Here is a 14680-nt window from a genome sequence, read left to right as displayed (position 1 = left end):
GGGCGAACGCCATGGCTTCCGTGCTCGACAGCAGGCTGTTGACCGACCTACGGGCCGCATTGACGGGGGATGTGATCGCGCGGGGCGACGACGCCTACGACGAGGCCCGGACGGTCTTCAACGGGATGATCGACCGCAGGCCGAAGGTCATCGCCCAGTGCGTCAACGACCATGACGTGGCCGCCGCGATCGCCTTCGCCAGGGAGCACGGGCTGGAGATCGCCGTCCGGGGCGGCGGCCACGGTGTGGCGGGCACGGCCGTGAACGACGGCGGACTCGTGGTGGACCTACGCCGGATGAACGCCGTGACCGTCGACCCCGAGGCAGGCATTGCCCGGGTCGGCGGCGGGGCGACATTCAGCAACCTGGACCGGGCGACCCAGCCGTACGGGCTGGCGACCACGGGTGGTCGGGCGTCCACCACCGGGGTCGGCGGCTTCACCCTGGGCGGTGGCTCGGGCTGGGTGGAGCGCAAGTTCGGGCTCGCCTGCGACAACCTGCTGGCCGTCCGGCTGGTGACGGCCGACGGCCGTACCGTGCTGGCGGACGAGAACCGCAACAGCGAGCTCTTCTGGGCCCTGCACGGTGGCGGCGGCAACTTCGGGGTCGCCACCGAGTTCGACTTCCGGCTCCACTCGCTGCCGGTGATCTACATCGCGCTGCTGCTGTGGCCGGCCGAGGCCGGGCCGGATGTCGCGCGGGCGTACCGGGACTTCATGGCGGCGGCACCGGACGAGGTGGGCGGTGGCCTGCTCTACCTCACCGGGCCGCCGGAGGAGTTCGTCCCCGCCGAGCTGGTCGGCAAGCTGGCGGTGGGTGCCCTGTTCACGTACACCGGCGGGGAGGCCCAGGCCAAGCCGGTGATCCGGCCCATGCTGGAACTCGGCCACGCCGGAGGGATGCTCACCGAGCTGCCGTACGCCGAGCTGCAGTGCATGCTCGATGACCCATCGGGCTTCCGGAACTACTGGTCCGCCGAGTACCTGGACGGCTTCCCCGACCCTGCCGTGGACCTGTTCTGTGCGCGGGCGCACGACATGGTCGTGCCGTCGGGGTCGCAGCACGCGCTCCTCCCGATGGGCGGAGCGGTCGCCAGGGGGTCGGCCGACCTGCCGGTGCCGTGGCGGGCCGCGGCCTGGGGCGTCCACCCCTTCGGGATGTGGGAGGACCCGGCCGACGACGCGCGCGGCCGGCAGTGGGCCCGCGACCTCTGCGCCGACCTGAAGCCGTGGTCCATGGGCGCCGTCTACCTCAACTTCATCGGCGACGAGGGCGAGGAGCGGACCGTCGCCGGGCGCGGGGAGCGCAACGCCCGGCGCCTGGCGGCCGTGAAGACCGAGTACGACCCCGAGAACGTCTTCCACCTCAACCACAACATCGCGCCGGGCTGAGGGGTCGGTTCAGGAGAGGGCGGTCGGCATCAGCAGCGAGAAGGTGTCCTGGCGGTCGGGGAAGCGGATCGCCAGCGGTGCGACGGGGCCGCCGAGTTCGAGTACCAGCTGGTCCCGGCCGCCCGCGGCGAGGGCCTCCAGCAGGAACTCGCGGTTCACCCCGATGCGCGGTCCTTCGGTGTCCTCGTCGGCGATGCCGAGCGAACCGTCGGGGGTCACGGTGAGGACGGAGACCTCGCACGCGGTGCCGTCCTGGCTGCGCACCATGCTGCGGGTGGCGCCCGAGCCGAGGGTCCTGCGCAGCGCGGCGGTGTCCACGGGCAGCTGGTGGGTCGGCTCCAGCCGCAGCATCCGGCGGTAGTCGGGGTAGTCCTGGTCGATCCGCTCGCCGGTGACCCTGCGGCCTGCGGCCGTGGTGGCGGTCAGCCGGTCGCCGTCGATCACCAGCTCGGTGTCGCCGTCGCCGTCGAGCAGTGCGCGGAGCTCGTCCACGAAGGCCGTCGGCGCGATCGCACTCGCGGTGGGGCCGGTGAGACCGGTCGCCGGGGCCTGCGAGACGGCGAGGCGGTAGCGGTCGGTGGCGACCAGGCGCAGGGCGTCCGGCTCCAGCTCCAGCAGGACGCCGGCGAGCGCGGCCTCCGTGCTCGCGGCGAAACGCACCGCGTCCAGGGCGGCGGCCAGCTCGGGGGCCGGGACGGTCAGTCGGGTCGGGTTCATGGGGTTCTCCCTCTGGTCCAGTAGTGTCCGTACCGTGGAGAGTTCGCGGCGGGCGTCGGACAGGCCGTCCTCCAGACGCCGAAGGTGGCCGTCCAGCGTCCGGCGGGCCTGCGCCGGATCCGCCGTGAGCACCCGCGAGATGTCCGCCAGCGGCATCCCGACGCGGCGCAGCCGGGCGATCAGCCGGGCGTCCGCGAGCTGCTCCTGGGCGTACCAGCGGTAGCCGGTCTGCGGGTCCACCCGGGCGGGGCCGAAGACGCCCGCCCCGTCGTAGAACCGCAGCGCACTCACGCTGAGCCCGCTGTCCCGGGCCATCTCTCCGATGCTGCGCATCCCGCTCTCCACACCGAGGACTCTGGGGGCTCGACCAGGTCGAGGGTCAACCGCAGTCACGGTAGTACGGTTCCGGCGCGGCGCCGCGGGCTAGGATTTTGCGACAAAGGCGACATAGTGTCAGCCGGAGCTGTCACTCCATCAGTGATCCGGCACGATGAATCGGCGAGGTCATGGCGCACGCGGTAGTCACCGACACACCGGCCCCCGCGGGCGCGACCGCGGCACGGCCCCGCAGCGGCCTGCTGCCCTGGGCCGTCCGGCACTCCGGCTGGCTCGGGCCGATCGCCGTCGCGGTCTTCGCGGGCTTGCTGCGCTTCTGGGACCTCGACCACCCCAACGCCTTCGTCTTCGACGAGACCTACTACCCCAAGGACGCCTGGTCCCTGCTCAGACAGGGCTACGAGGGTGTCTGGCCGGACAGCGCCAACAGCGAGATCCTGGCCGTCCCGCAGTCCGTCCCGCTCACCCCGGCACCCGAGTTCATCGCCCACCCGCCGCTCGGCAAGTGGGTCATCGCGGTGGGGGAGTGGGCGTTCGGGCTGCACCCCTTCGGCTGGCGGGTGATGGTCGCTCTGCTCGGGACGGTGACCGTGCTGATGCTGGCCCGGATCGGACGGCGGCTCTTCTCCTCCACGCTGCTGGGGTGCACGGCTGCGCTGCTGATGGCCGTGGACGGGCTGCATTTCGTGATGAGCCGGGTCGGCCTGCTCGACGGTGTGGTGATGTTCTTCGTGCTGGCCGCCTTCGGCTGTCTGCTGGTCGACCGTGACCACACCCGGGGGCTGCTGCGCGCCGCCCGGGCGGAGGGCGGGCGGGCCGGTGACGAGGTACGGCTGGGGGTGCGCCCGTGGCGCCTGGCCGCAGGGGTGCTGCTCGGCGCCGCCTGCGCCACCAAGTGGAACGGCGTTCAGATCCTGGCCGCCTTCGGTCTGCTGACGGTGCTGTGGGACCAGGCCGGGCGGCGGTGGGCGGGGGCGTACCGGCCCTGGCGGAGCATGCTGCGCCGGGACGCGGTGCCGGCCTTCCTGTCGATGGTCGGCGTGGCGGCGGTGGTGTACGTGTCGTCGTGGGGCGGATGGTTCCTCACCGGCGGCGGCTTCGACCGGCAGTGGGCCGACGGGCGGGCCGGGCTCTCCCCGCCGCGTACCCCGGTGGTGGACATCCCCCTCCCGCAGGTCTCGATGAGCTGGGTGCCGGAGAGCCTGCGCAGCTGGTGGCACTACCAGGCGCAGATGTACGACTTCAACACCGGTCTCAGCACCCCGCACACCTACCAGTCCAACCCGTGGAGCTGGCTGGTCCAGGGCCGCCCCGTCAGCATGTACTGGCAGCAGGTGCCCGAGGGGCAGCAGGGCTGCACCGCACCCGGCGGCTGCGCGAGCCAGATCCTGGCACTCGGTACGCCGGTGCTCTGGTGGACGGCGTGCTTCGCGCTGCTGTACGTGCTGTGGAGGTGGTTCTTCCGCCGGGACTGGCGCTCGGGTGCGGTGCTGGCGGGCGTGGCCGGGATCTACCTGCCGTGGTTCGGGTACCAGGAGCGGACGATCTTCTCCTTCTACATGGTGGTGCTGGTGCCCTTCCTCTGCCTGGCGGTGGCCCAGATGCTGGGCGCGCTGCTCGGGCCGCCGGGGTGTTCGGTGGAGCGGAGAAGGTATGGCGGCATTGCGGCCGGGGTCATCGTGCTGGCGATCGTGGGCTGCTTCGCGTTCTTCTACCCGCTGTACACGGCGGAGGTGATCCCGATGTCGGACTGGCAGGACCGGATGTGGTTCACCAGCTGGATCTGATGGCCTCGCAGCTCCTCCCGGTGACCCCCGCACTGGGGGTGGTCACGGCGCTGCTGCTGGGCGCGGCCGTGGCGGTGGCGGGGTGGGGGCTGCTGGGGCACGGGCATGCCGTGCTGCGCGCCGGGCTGCGGGCGGTGGTGCAGCTCGGGGTGGTGGCGCTGGTGATCGCCTGGGTGGTCGGCTCGCTCTGGACGTCCGCCCTGTTCGTCCTGGTGATGTTCACGGTCGCCGTCCGGACGGCCGGGCGGCGGATGACGGCCGGGCCCGGGTGGGTCTGGGCGGCTGTCCCGATCGGCGTCGGCGTGCTGCCCGTGCTGGCCCTGCTGCTGGGGACCGGTCTGCTGCCACGGCAGGGCCTCTCGATCATCCCGGTGGCCGGGATCCTGATCGGCGGCGCACTCACCGCCACCTCGCTGGCCGGCCGCCGGGCACTCGACGAGCTGCGCCAGCGGCACGGCGAGGTGGAGGCGGCCCTGGCGCTCGGCTTCGAGGACCGTGACGCCCGGCTGGAGATCTGCCGTACGGCTGCCGCCACCTCGCTGGTGCCGGCCCTGGACCAGACCCGGACGGTGGGGCTGGTCACACTCCCCGGCGCGTTCGTCGGCATGCTGCTCGGCGGTGCGACGCCCGTACAGGCCGGGGCGGTGCAGCTGTTCGTGCTGATCGCGCTGCTCGCGGTGGAGGCGGTGGCGGTGGTGGCGGTGCTGGAGCTGGTCGGGAGGGGGCTGGTGACGTAGTCGGGTAGGCTGGTCGGCGTTGAAGGGGAGTAGCCCTCCACCGGACCGTCGACATACTGGCCCACCCGTGGGCCCGGCGCCCGGGACACCCGCTTCGCTCGGGGTGTCGGCGAGACCTTCGGCCGCAGTGCTGTGATCATGACCAGTGCTGTCGGGCCGAGGCGTCCCCTGACGGATCACCGGCCGGGCAGCGCCCGACCCAGGGAACCGACCCCGATGAGCTTTCTCCCCGTTGCCGCCGTCACCTTCGGCATCGTCTTCCTCGCCGAACTGCCCGACAAGACCGCCCTGGCCAGCCTGGTGCTCGGCACCCGCTACCGGGCGAGCCACGTCTTCGCCGGCATCGCCGCCGCCTTCGCCCTGCAGGTCGGCCTGGCTCTCGCGGCCGGCAGCCTGCTGGCCCTGCTGCCGCAGCGGTGGGTGGAGGGAATCACCGGCGTGCTCTTCCTGCTCGGCGCGGCGATGCTGCTCCTGCACCGGGACGAGGAGGAGGGCCATGCCGCCAGGGAACCGTCCTCGGGCAGCTTCCGGAAGGTCGCCGGCGCGAGCTTCCTGGTGGTCGCGGTCGCCGAGTTCGGCGACCTGACCCAGATCATGACGGCCAATCTGGCCGCCAAGTACGCCGTCCCGGTGGCCGTCGGCATCGGGGCCTGGCTTGCGCTCTGCGCGGTGAGCGGGATCGCGATCCTGGGCGGGCAGAAGCTGCTGCAGTACGTGCCGATGCGGGTGATCGTGCGGGTCGCTGCGGGCATCATGCTGCTGATGGCGGGGTTCAGCCTGGTCCGGGCCGTGGCCGGCTGACCTCGGCTCAGCAGCCGGTGCGCCCCTCCAGGGCGGCCCGGGTGCTGGGTCCGTACACGCCGTCAGGGTCGCCCTGGACGCCCTGGATCGACTGGAAGTAGCTGACGGCATCCTCCGTGCGCCGGTCGAAGGTGCCGGAGGTGGGCACGTACATCCAGCACAGCACCTCGGCGAGCTTCTCCTGCATCGCCAGCACGTCGGCGCCCTTGTCCTTGTACTTGAGCGTTCGTGGTGCGGCGGAGGCGGACGCGCTGGTTGAGGGGGCGCTCGTACTCGGCTTCGCGCTGGTTGTCGCCGTGCTCGGCGCCGCCGAGGGGCTGAGCTCGGTGGTCGGCGCCTGGCTGGTGGGGGTCTTGCCGGCCGTCCTGGAACGGGACGGCGAGGCGCTCGCGGAGGCCGAGGTCGACGCGGTGGGGGTGGGCAGCGTGCTGGTGTCCGCCTGGAGGGTGCCCGCCGCGGGCGGCAGCGCCCGGTCCTTGACGCTGCTGTCGGAGGGCGGCGTCAGCGCGAAGGCGATGCCCACGCCGAGGGCGGCGATGCCCGCGCCCGCGGCGAGGACGACGGCCCGTCTGCGGCCCGGCGCGGCCTGCCGGTGCGTGTGGCGCTGGACCTGGGGCGGCTCGGGTATCGGGCCGCCGGCCTGCGGCTGCGGCGGAACGGGGGGCATCAGCGTCGTGCTGAAGGCGTCCTGAGCGTGCGTCGGTGCGTAGGCGGGCTCGTACGGCGGCTCGTCGTACTGGACCGGCGCCGGCACGTACGGGCGCACCAGCGGCGGCCCCTCGATGTGCGGGAGGACCGCCGTCTCGGTGAGGTCCGGGTGCGCGTCCGGGGAGCAGGCGCAGCCGTCGGCGGTCCGTGCGGCGCCGCACTCGGGGCAGTGCTCTGCCGGCATGGGCCGGTCCTCCTCGGTCAGTGGCTCAGGTGACGAACGCGCCTGATTATGCAGGAGCTTGCTATGGGTGGACAGGGACGGTTGTCCGCTCCGGAGGAGCTTGTCCCGGTTGGTGGCGATAGCTCAGTCATGAACGGTTCGTGGCCGGATCGCGTACGGATGGCGCAATCCAACGCCATGAACCGGGGCAATCCTGACATCATGGTGAGGCTGGATGATCGTCAGCTCGGGCGCCCGGCGGCACCGGGCCACATCACCGAGGAGCTGGCATGGACCCGGCGGCCGAGCCCCAAGGAACCGAGGCGGGTGCCGCCGGACCTCCCGAGGTGACGGTCCAGAAGCTCTGGGTACCCATCAGCGCCCTGCTGCTGGCGATGCTGCTCGCCGCGCTCGACCAGACCATCGTCTCCACCGCGCTGCCCACCATCGTCAGCGACCTCGGCGGCCTCGAACACCTCTCCTGGGTCGTCACCGCCTACATGCTCGCCTCCACCGCGGCCACCCCGCTGTGGGGCAAGCTCGGCGACATGTACGGCCGGAAGCGCTTCTTCCAGGCCTCCATCGTGATCTTCCTGATCGGCTCGGCGCTCTGCGGACTCTCCCAGAACATGGGCGAGTTGATCGCCTTTCGCGCTCTGCAGGGGCTCGGCGGCGGCGGCCTGATGGTGCTCTCCCAGGCCATCGTCGGAGACCTGGTCGCGCCCCGGGACCGCGGCAAGTACCAGGGCCTGTTCGGGGCCGTCTTCGGCGTCACCAGCGTGCTCGGCCCGCTGCTCGGCGGCCTCTTCGTCGACAACCTGAGCTGGCGTTGGGTCTTCTACGTCAACCTGCCGGTCGGCGCCGTCGCGCTGGGCGTGATCGCCACCGTGCTGCACGGCATCGAGGTGAGGCGCAAGCACACGATCGACTACCTGGGCACCGCCCTGATCGCCTCCGTCGCGACCTGCCTGGTGCTGATGACCTCGCTCGGTGGCACCACCTGGTCGTGGGGCTCCTGGCAGATCATCGGGCTCGGCGTCCTCGGTGTGGTCCTGCTGGTCGCCTTCGTCGCCGTCGAGCGCGCGGCCGCCGAGCCCGTCCTGCCGCTGCGGCTGTTCCGCTCACGCACCTTCAGCCTGGTCGCGGTGATCTCCTTCGTGGTCGGCTTCGCGATGTTCGGCGCGCTCACCTATCTGCCGACCTTCCTCCAGGTCGTCATGCAGGTCTCGCCGACCATGTCCGGCATCCACATGCTGCCGATGGTGCTGGGCATGCTCGTCACCTCGATCGGCTCCGGCCAGATCGTCGCCCGTACCGGGCACTACCGGGTCTTCCCGATCGCGGGCACCGCCGTCACCACCGTGGGCCTGCTGCTCCTCTCCCGCCTCACGGAGAACAGCAGCACCACCGAGATGAGCCTCTACTTCCTGGTCTTCGGCCTGGGCCTCGGCCTGGTGATGCAGGTGCTGGTGCTCATCGTGCAGAACTCGGTCGGGTACGAGGACCTCGGCGTCGCCACCGCCGGGGCCACCTTCTTCCGCTCCATCGGCGCCTCGTTCGGCGTCTCGATCTTCGGCACCATCTTCGCCAGTGGCCTCAACCGGCGCCTGGAGGACGCGCTGGCCGGGCTCCCGCTGCCCGCGGGCTTCCGCCCCGAGGCCGTCACCGCAGACCCGCGCGTCATCGCGACCCTGCCGCCCGCCGCACAGTCCGCGATCTACCACGCGTACTCGGAGTCGATCACCAGCGTCTTCCTCTACGCGGTGCCGGTGGCGCTGGCCGCCTTCGTGCTCTCCCTCTTCATCCGGGAGGAGAAGCTGCGCTCCACCGTCACCGCGCCGGACCTCAGCGAGTCGATCGGCCTCAACCCCGTCGAGCGCTCCTCGCTGGACGAGATCGCGCGGGCCCTCTCGGTCCTGGGCACCCGCGACGCGCGGCGCGACCTCTTCCGCCGAATCACCGCCGAGGCAGGGCTGGACCTCAAACCGGCCTCCAGCTGGCTGATCCTCCACATGCACCATCAGGGCGGCGTCGAGCCCGCCGAGCTGGCGGAGCACCGGGTCGTACCGATCCAGGTGATCGAGGAGGCCGCCCGGGAGGTCGAGAGCCGGGGCCTCGGCGTACGCAACGGCCTGCCGCTGCGCCTCACCGAGGCGGGCGAGGAGGTGGCGCTCCGGCTGGTCGCCGCCCGGCGCAGCCAGCTCGCCGAACTCCTCGGCGACTACGACGAGAAGCAGTACGCCGACCTGGCGGACCTCCTCACCCGCCTCAGCTCCCAGCTCTGCAGCGACCCCCGCGACCGCCCGGACCGGATCGGTCCCGAGCACGTCCAGCACGGCGAGGGCCGCTCCTTCTGATCCGGGCCAGGCCTTGTGCGGAAGGTGTGCGCGGTTGGAGTATTCGCGCAACTGTTCTCGGGAGGGTCCATGGCTGCGCGGCGGTACTGCTTCGTGCTTGCGTTGTTCGGGGGACTGCTCGTGCTCTCGCTGCCGCTCTACCTCGCACCGGAGAGTGCGTGCCTGGTGGACTGCGGGGTGGGGGTGCGTTCGCCGGGGGGAGTTCTCGGGGTGCTCCAGCTGACCCGGCCCGGGTGGCTGGAGGTCTACTGGTCGGCGGCCCTGGTGGCCGCGGGCTGGGCCGTCCTGCGGCGCTACCGGCGGGCGGGGGCCCGGTGGCGGGCGGTGCCGTGTGTGGCGGTGGCCTGGCTGACGGGCGCGCTGACGACCTGGCTGACGGTGACCGGGTGGACGGGATTCCACTCGCCGTCCGCCGTCCTGGGGACGGCGCAGCTGCTGCGCTTCAACGGGGCCACACCGCTGGTGGTCTCGGCGCTCGCGCTGCTCGCGCTGGCGGCGGCCGAGCGCAGCACGGTGCTGCTGGCCGTCGGGGTGGCCTACGCCGGCGTGGCGTACGTGGCCGCCACGTACGACTCGCTCTACGTGCTGGACCGGTTGGGCCTGGACGTGGACGTGATCAGCGACCCGTGGGGTGTGCGGCAGCTGCTCAACATCGCGATACCCGCCGTGCTGCTGCTCGTTGCGGGCGGAGTGGCCAGGATCGCGGGCCGGGGAACCGGTGCTTCCCCGGCAGGGGCTCCCCGGCACCGGAAGGCCTAGCCGGCCGGGAGGGCGATGGAGCGGTTCTCCTCGACGACCCGGTAGCCGGCGCTGGTGTAGAGGTTCATCGCCACCTCGTTGCCGCCGAAGACGTTGAACATCAGCGCCGAGTCCCCGCCGTCCAGGGTGGCCTGCTCCCCGACCGTCATCGCGGCCCGCCCGTACCCCTTGCCGCGGTGCTCCCGGTGGATCTCCAGCGAGTACCCGAAGGTCACCCCGGGGAGGAAGTCGTGCTTCAGCCAGCCCGTCCCGATGGTCTCGCCGGCCGCCTCCAGCACCAGGAAGGAGTGGCCGGGCGTCGCCATGCCTTCGGGTATCAGCCGCGCGAAGTCCGCGTCGGACTTCTGCCGCGCCTGCTCGGGGTCGAGCGCACCCGCCCGGACGATGTCGGCGATGTAGGCGTCCTTCTCCGAGGCCAGCCAGGCCGGGTACTCGGCCTCGGTCATCGGCCGGGCAGTGACGCCGTCCAGCGGCTTCGGCGCGGAGGCGATGACGCGCATCCGGGTCTGCCCCCGGACCGGGTAGTCGGCGAACAGCTCGTCCGGCCTGGTGAGTTGGACGTTCAGGCGAAGCGCTCCGCGCTCGGCGCACCAGCGCTCGGCCCAGGTGCGGGCGGCCTGCTCGTGGCCCTGCCCGGCGTACTCCGGGTCCACCCGGAGGTCTCCGATGCGGCCCGCCGGCGTGCCCTGGTCCTCGGTCACCTTCACGGCGACGAAGCCGACCCGGGTGCCCGAGGTGGTGATCTCGGCGACGGTCCAGTCGCCGGGGTCGCCGAGCACCCGGCTGACGTTCTGTTCGGCGGCGGCGTCGACGCAGCCGGCGGCCGTGTACGCCTCGCGCAGCCGACGCTCGAAGCCGGACCGCCAGGGTGTGACGTCGGCAAGGGTGTTGAATTCGGTCATCGGGCCAGCCTAGGCAGATGCCGTGTGTGATTCACCCGGTTATCGTGTGCCCAGGTCAGGGGCCCCCGGCGATGAGAGGTGTCATTGTGCCCAGCGTGGTGAAGATCAACGTGTTGACGGTGCCTGCCGAGATGCGGGAGACCCTGGAGAAGCGGTTCGCCGCACGCGCCGGGGCGGTGGAGAACTCGGACGGCTTCGAGTGGTTCGAGCTGCTGCGCCCGGTGGAGGGGACGGAGCAGTACCTCGTCTACACCCGCTGGGCGAGCGAGGAGGCCTTCAAGGCGTGGATGGAGGGGCCGATGCAGGCCGCGCACCGCCAGGGCCCGCCGCCCGCCGAGGGGGAGGCGCCGCAGCGCCCGGCCGCTTCCGGGTCGACCCTGTGGTCCTTCGAGGTGGTGCAGTCGACCGGGCCGAAGGGCGCCTGACGGGCCGTACGGCAGGACGGGCTCCGGGGTCTCAGCTCCGGGGCCCGTCCTCGAAACTCGCCGGTGCGTCGAAGGCGGCCCGGCGGCTCGCCCGGCGCAGGGCGCGCAGGACGGGGCCGCCGACGGTGAGGCAGAGCACCGCGGTGAGGGCGGCGCGGGGGAGGTCCCAGCCGAGCGAGGTGGTGAGGCAGTAGGCGATGAACCGGGGAAGGTTCGCGGCGAGCGGTTCGCCGGGGACGAAGGAGATCGAGCTGCTGAGGCCGCCGATGTAGGGCCAGCCCTGCAGGTTCATGACGGTGCCGTACGCGACGGCGGCGAGCGCGCCGTAGCAGGCGAGCAGGCCGAGTTCGCGGCGACCGCGCAGGGTGGCCGGGCCGGGCAGCAGACCGGCGCCGAGGCAGACCCAGCCCATGCTGAGCATCTGGAACGGCAGCCAGGGCCCGACCCCGCCGGTGAGCAGCGCCGACGCGAACATCGAGACCGAGCCCAGCACGAATCCGAAGCCGGGCCCGAGCACCCGGCCCGCCAGCACCATCAGGAAGAACATCGGTTCCAGGCCCGCCGTCCCCGCACCGAGCGGCCGCAGCGCGGCCCCGGCGGCGGCCAGCACGCCCAGCAGGGCCACCGACTTGGCGTCCAGGCCGGCCTCACCGCCGCCTGCCGAGCGGCCCTCGGAGATCTGCGCGATCACCACGGCCAGCAGCAGCGGCAGCAGCAGGGCGAACAGCCAGGGCGCGTCGGCGGAGTGCCCCACCAGGGCCGAGGAGCCGCTCGCCAGCAACGGCCAGCCGAAGCCGGCCACGCCGACCGCGGAGATCAGCAGCAGGAGGGTGACGGAGCGTCGGCCCAGCGGGACCGGCCGGGCGGGCGGCGGCGTCACGGCGTGTCCCCCAGCGCCTGGGTGACCTGTCGCACCGTGAGGAAGGGCGAGGGCGTCAGCACCTTCGCGACCTGCGGGGCGAAGGCGGGGGAGGAGACCACCACCTCGGGCGTGGGCCCGTCGGCGACGATCTCGCCGTCGGCCAGGATGACCGTCCGGTGGGCGAGTTCGGCGGCCAGCTCCACGTCGTGGGTGGCGAGCAGGATGGCGTGCGAGTCGGCGGCGAGGGCGCGCAGGATCTCGATCAGGCGGCCCTTCGCGGCGTAGTCCAGACCCCGGGTCGGCTCGTCGAGCAGGATGACCCCCGGGCGGGAGGTGAGCACGACGGCGAGTGCCAGGGTCAGCCGCTGGCCCTCGGAGAGGTCGCGCGGGTGGAGGGCGTCGTCGATCCCCGGCAGGAGCCGGGAGACCAGTCCGCGACAGGTGCCGGCCTCGGCGCCCGCGTCCTCGTCGGCGGCCGCGCACTCGGCGGCGACCGTCTCCCCGTAGAGCAGGTCGCGCGGGTCCTGCGGGACGAGGCCGATCCGGCGGATCAGCTCCTTCGGCCGGGCCCGGTGGGGCGTCAGCCCGCTCACCCGTACGCTGCCCGCGGTGGGCTGGTGCAGGCCGACCAGTGAGCCGAGCAGGGTGGACTTGCCGGCGCCGTTGCGACCCATCAGAGCGGTGATCTCGCCCGGACACAGGGCGAGTTCGACCCCGCGCAGGGCGGGGACCGGCCCGCGCCGGACGGTCAGGCGGTCGACGGTGACGACGGGATCGCCGGTCACGGCGGGAGCCGCGGTGGGGGTACGGCCGTCCAGGCGGGCCCGGAGCGGGGCGGCCCGGCGCCGGGCGTCGCGTACCGAGAGCGGCAGCGGCGACCACCCGGCGGCCCGGCCGAGCGCCACCACGGGAGGGTGGACGGGCGAGTGGGCCATCACCTCGGCGGGTTCGCCGAGTACCGGCGGCTCACCGGGGGCGGGCAGCAGGAGCACCTGGTCGGCGTACTGGACGACGCGCTCGAGCCGGTGTTCGGCGAGCAGCACGGTGGTGCCCAGGTCGTGGACGAGCCGCTGGAGCACGGCCAGCACCTCCTCGGCCGCCCCGGGGTCGAGCGCGGAGGTGGGTTCGTCCAGGACCAGCACCCTGGGGTGCACGGTCAGCACCGAGCCGATCGCGACGCGCTGTTGCTGGCCGCCGGAGAGCGAGGTGAGCGCGCGGTCGCGGAGCTCGGCGAGGCCGAGCAGGTCGAGGGTCTCCTCGACCCGGCGGCGCATCACCTCGGGGGCGAGGCCCAGGGACTCCATACCGTAGGCGAGTTCGTCCTCGACGGTGTCGGTGACGAAGTGTGCGAGCGGGTCCTGGCCCACCGTGCCGACCAAGTCGGCGAGTTCGCGTGGCCGGTGCTCCCGGGTGTCGCGGCCGCCGACGGTGACCCGGCCGTGCAGCACACCGCCGGTGAAGTGCGGGACGAGCCCGCTGACGGTGCCCAGCAGCGTGGACTTGCCCGAGCCGGACGGGCCCACCAGCAGGCAGAGTTCGCCCTCGGGGACGGTGAGGTCGACACCGCTCAGCGCGGGGGTGGCGGAGTCGTGGTAGCGGACCGAGACCTGCTCGAAGGTGATCACGAGCTTCTCCGGGGCGGGGTGGGGGCGGCAACGGCGGGCAGCAGGCCGATCAGCACGGCCAGGGCGGGAAGGACCGGGAGCCGGGGAGCGGCGGGCGGCACGACGGTCGGGGTGAAGGCGGCCGGGTCGAGGCCCGAGAGCCACACCGTCAGCCCGGCGACCGTGATGCCCGAAAATGCGACCAGCCACTCGCGCAGCGCCCAAGGATCGGGCCGGTAGCGCGTTCTGACGGTGTGTCGGCTGCCGAGCAGCAGGCCGCCGGTGGCCGAGGCCAGGCCGAGCAGCAGCAGCGGCAGGGCCCAGCCCGCACCGTCCGCGGTGAGCAGGCCGTACGCCGCGCTGCAGACCCCGAGCAGGCCGGCCAGGGTGAGCGCGGCGGTGGTCCGGGCGATCCGGGGCGGTACGTCGGCGGTGCGGCCGAAGCCCCGGGTGTCCATGGCGGCGGCCAGGCTGACGGAGCGTTCGAGCGCGCCCTCCAGGACCGGCAGACCGACACTGAGCAGTGCCTTCACTCCCCGGTCGGTCCGGCCGCGCAGACGGCGGGCGGCCCGGAGGCGCTGGACGTCGGCCACCAGGTTGGGCGCGAAGGTCATTGCCACGACGGCGGCCACGCCCGCTTCGTAGAGGGCTCCGGGCAGGGCCCGCAGCAGCCGGGCCGGGCTGGCGAGGGCGTTGGCGGCGCCGACGCAGATCAGCAGGGTGGCCAGCTTGAGGCCGTCGTACAGCGCGAAGAGCAGGCCCTCCAGGGTCACCCGGCCGCCGATCCGTACGCCCTGCGCCCAGACGGGGAGGGGGAGTTGGGGCAGAGTGACGAGGACGTGGGTGCCGGGGACCGGTGAGCCGAGGAGGACCGCGAAGACCAGCCGGATGCCCAGGACCACCAGCCCGAGCTTGAGGAAGGCCCCGTACGAGCGGGACCAGGGTGCGTCCCCCCGGCGCGCCGCGACCACGTACCCGGCGACCGCGATGATCAGCAGGAGGAGCAGCGGGTTGGTGGTGCGGGAGGCCGCCGCGCCCAGGCCGAGCGCCCAGAGCCACCACGCGCCGGGGTGCAGCTGGCGCGGGCCGACGGCCGAGCGGGTGGTTCGGGGCACGGGAGAGTCCTCGGGG

At 72.9% G+C, this 14680-nt stretch carries 13 protein-coding genes; 7 read left to right on the top strand and 6 right to left on the bottom strand.

Annotation, left to right across the window (positions count from 1 at the left end; translation table 11 throughout):
- Positions 1-11 precede the first annotated feature (11 nt).
- Positions 12-1391, top strand: a complete 1380-nt coding sequence (locus FB465_RS08995; protein ID WP_145789267.1) for an FAD-binding oxidoreductase — start codon at positions 12-14, stop codon at positions 1389-1391.
- A 9-nt stretch (positions 1392-1400) separates the two neighbouring features.
- On the opposite strand, the gene FB465_RS08990 is transcribed toward FB465_RS08995, so the two are convergent.
- Positions 1401-2441, bottom strand: coding sequence for a DNA polymerase III subunit beta family protein (locus FB465_RS08990; RefSeq protein WP_170290532.1), 1041 nt, complete (start codon positions 2439-2441; stop codon positions 1401-1403).
- Positions 2442-2614: 173 nt separating this feature from the next.
- On the opposite strand from FB465_RS08990, the gene FB465_RS08985 reads away from it, so the two are divergent.
- From FB465_RS08985 to FB465_RS08975, 3 genes are all read left to right on the top strand, one after another.
- Entirely contained in the window at positions 2615-4231 is a 1617-nt protein-coding gene (locus FB465_RS08985; RefSeq protein WP_145789265.1) for a dolichyl-phosphate-mannose--protein mannosyltransferase, read from the top strand.
- Positions 4231-4968: an ABC transporter permease gene (locus FB465_RS08980; protein WP_145797229.1), complete on the top strand. Its 738-nt coding sequence runs from the start codon at positions 4231-4233 to the stop codon at positions 4966-4968. The genes FB465_RS08985 and FB465_RS08980 overlap by 1 nt, the downstream gene beginning before the upstream one ends.
- A 216-nt stretch (positions 4969-5184) precedes the next feature.
- Entirely contained in the window at positions 5185-5769 is a 585-nt protein-coding gene (locus tag FB465_RS08975) for a TMEM165/GDT1 family protein (protein WP_145789264.1), read from the top strand.
- Positions 5770-5776: 7 nt separating this feature from the next.
- On the opposite strand, the gene FB465_RS08970 is transcribed toward FB465_RS08975, so the two are convergent.
- Positions 5777-6661, bottom strand: a complete 885-nt coding sequence (locus FB465_RS08970; protein ID WP_145789262.1) for a peptidoglycan-binding domain-containing protein — start codon at positions 6659-6661, stop codon at positions 5777-5779.
- A 269-nt stretch (positions 6662-6930) separates the two neighbouring features.
- On the opposite strand from FB465_RS08970, the gene FB465_RS08965 reads away from it, so the two are divergent.
- Both FB465_RS08965 and FB465_RS08960 read left to right on the top strand, forming a co-directional pair.
- A complete protein-coding gene (locus tag FB465_RS08965; RefSeq protein ID WP_145789260.1) occupies positions 6931-8997 on the top strand; it encodes an MFS transporter in 2067 nt (688 codons plus the stop codon).
- A gap of 69 nt (positions 8998-9066) precedes the next feature.
- Positions 9067-9756 carry a hypothetical protein gene (locus tag FB465_RS08960; RefSeq protein WP_145789259.1) on the top strand — a complete coding sequence of 230 codons (690 nt, stop codon included), beginning with the start codon at positions 9067-9069 and terminating at the stop codon, positions 9754-9756.
- Here FB465_RS08960 and FB465_RS08955 read toward each other — a convergent pair.
- On the bottom strand, positions 9753-10658 hold the full coding sequence (locus FB465_RS08955; RefSeq protein ID WP_145789257.1) for a GNAT family N-acetyltransferase: 906 nt from the start codon (positions 10656-10658) through the stop codon (positions 9753-9755). The genes FB465_RS08960 and FB465_RS08955 overlap by 4 nt on opposite strands.
- A gap of 71 nt (positions 10659-10729) precedes the next feature.
- Between FB465_RS08955 and FB465_RS08950 the strand changes: the two genes are divergently transcribed.
- Positions 10730-11083, top strand: a complete 354-nt coding sequence (locus FB465_RS08950; RefSeq protein WP_145789256.1) for an antibiotic biosynthesis monooxygenase family protein — start codon at positions 10730-10732, stop codon at positions 11081-11083.
- A gap of 31 nt (positions 11084-11114) precedes the next feature.
- On the opposite strand, the gene FB465_RS08945 is transcribed toward FB465_RS08950, so the two are convergent.
- Genes FB465_RS08945 through FB465_RS08935 form a run of 3 tightly spaced genes read right to left on the bottom strand, consistent with a single transcriptional unit; the run spans position 11115 to position 14664 of the window.
- Positions 11115-11963: an ECF transporter S component gene (locus FB465_RS08945; RefSeq protein ID WP_145789255.1), complete on the bottom strand. Its 849-nt coding sequence runs from the start codon at positions 11961-11963 to the stop codon at positions 11115-11117.
- Positions 11960-13570, bottom strand: coding sequence for an ABC transporter ATP-binding protein (locus FB465_RS08940; protein ID WP_145789253.1), 1611 nt, complete (start codon positions 13568-13570; stop codon positions 11960-11962). The genes FB465_RS08945 and FB465_RS08940 overlap by 4 nt, the downstream gene beginning before the upstream one ends.
- The gene (locus FB465_RS08935) at positions 13567-14664 is read right to left on the bottom strand and encodes a CbiQ family ECF transporter T component (protein WP_145789251.1); all 1098 of its coding nucleotides are present in this window, start codon (positions 14662-14664) and stop codon (positions 13567-13569) included. Before FB465_RS08935 ends, FB465_RS08940 begins: the two co-directional genes overlap by 4 nt.
- Positions 14665-14680 lie beyond the last annotated feature (16 nt).

It is taken from the genome of Kitasatospora atroaurantiaca (assembly GCF_007828955.1).
Taxonomy (GTDB): Bacteria; Actinomycetota; Actinomycetes; order Streptomycetales; family Streptomycetaceae; genus Kitasatospora; species Kitasatospora atroaurantiaca.
Note: the sequence above shows the minus strand (reverse complement) of the source record. Positions and strands in the feature narration are given on the sequence as shown.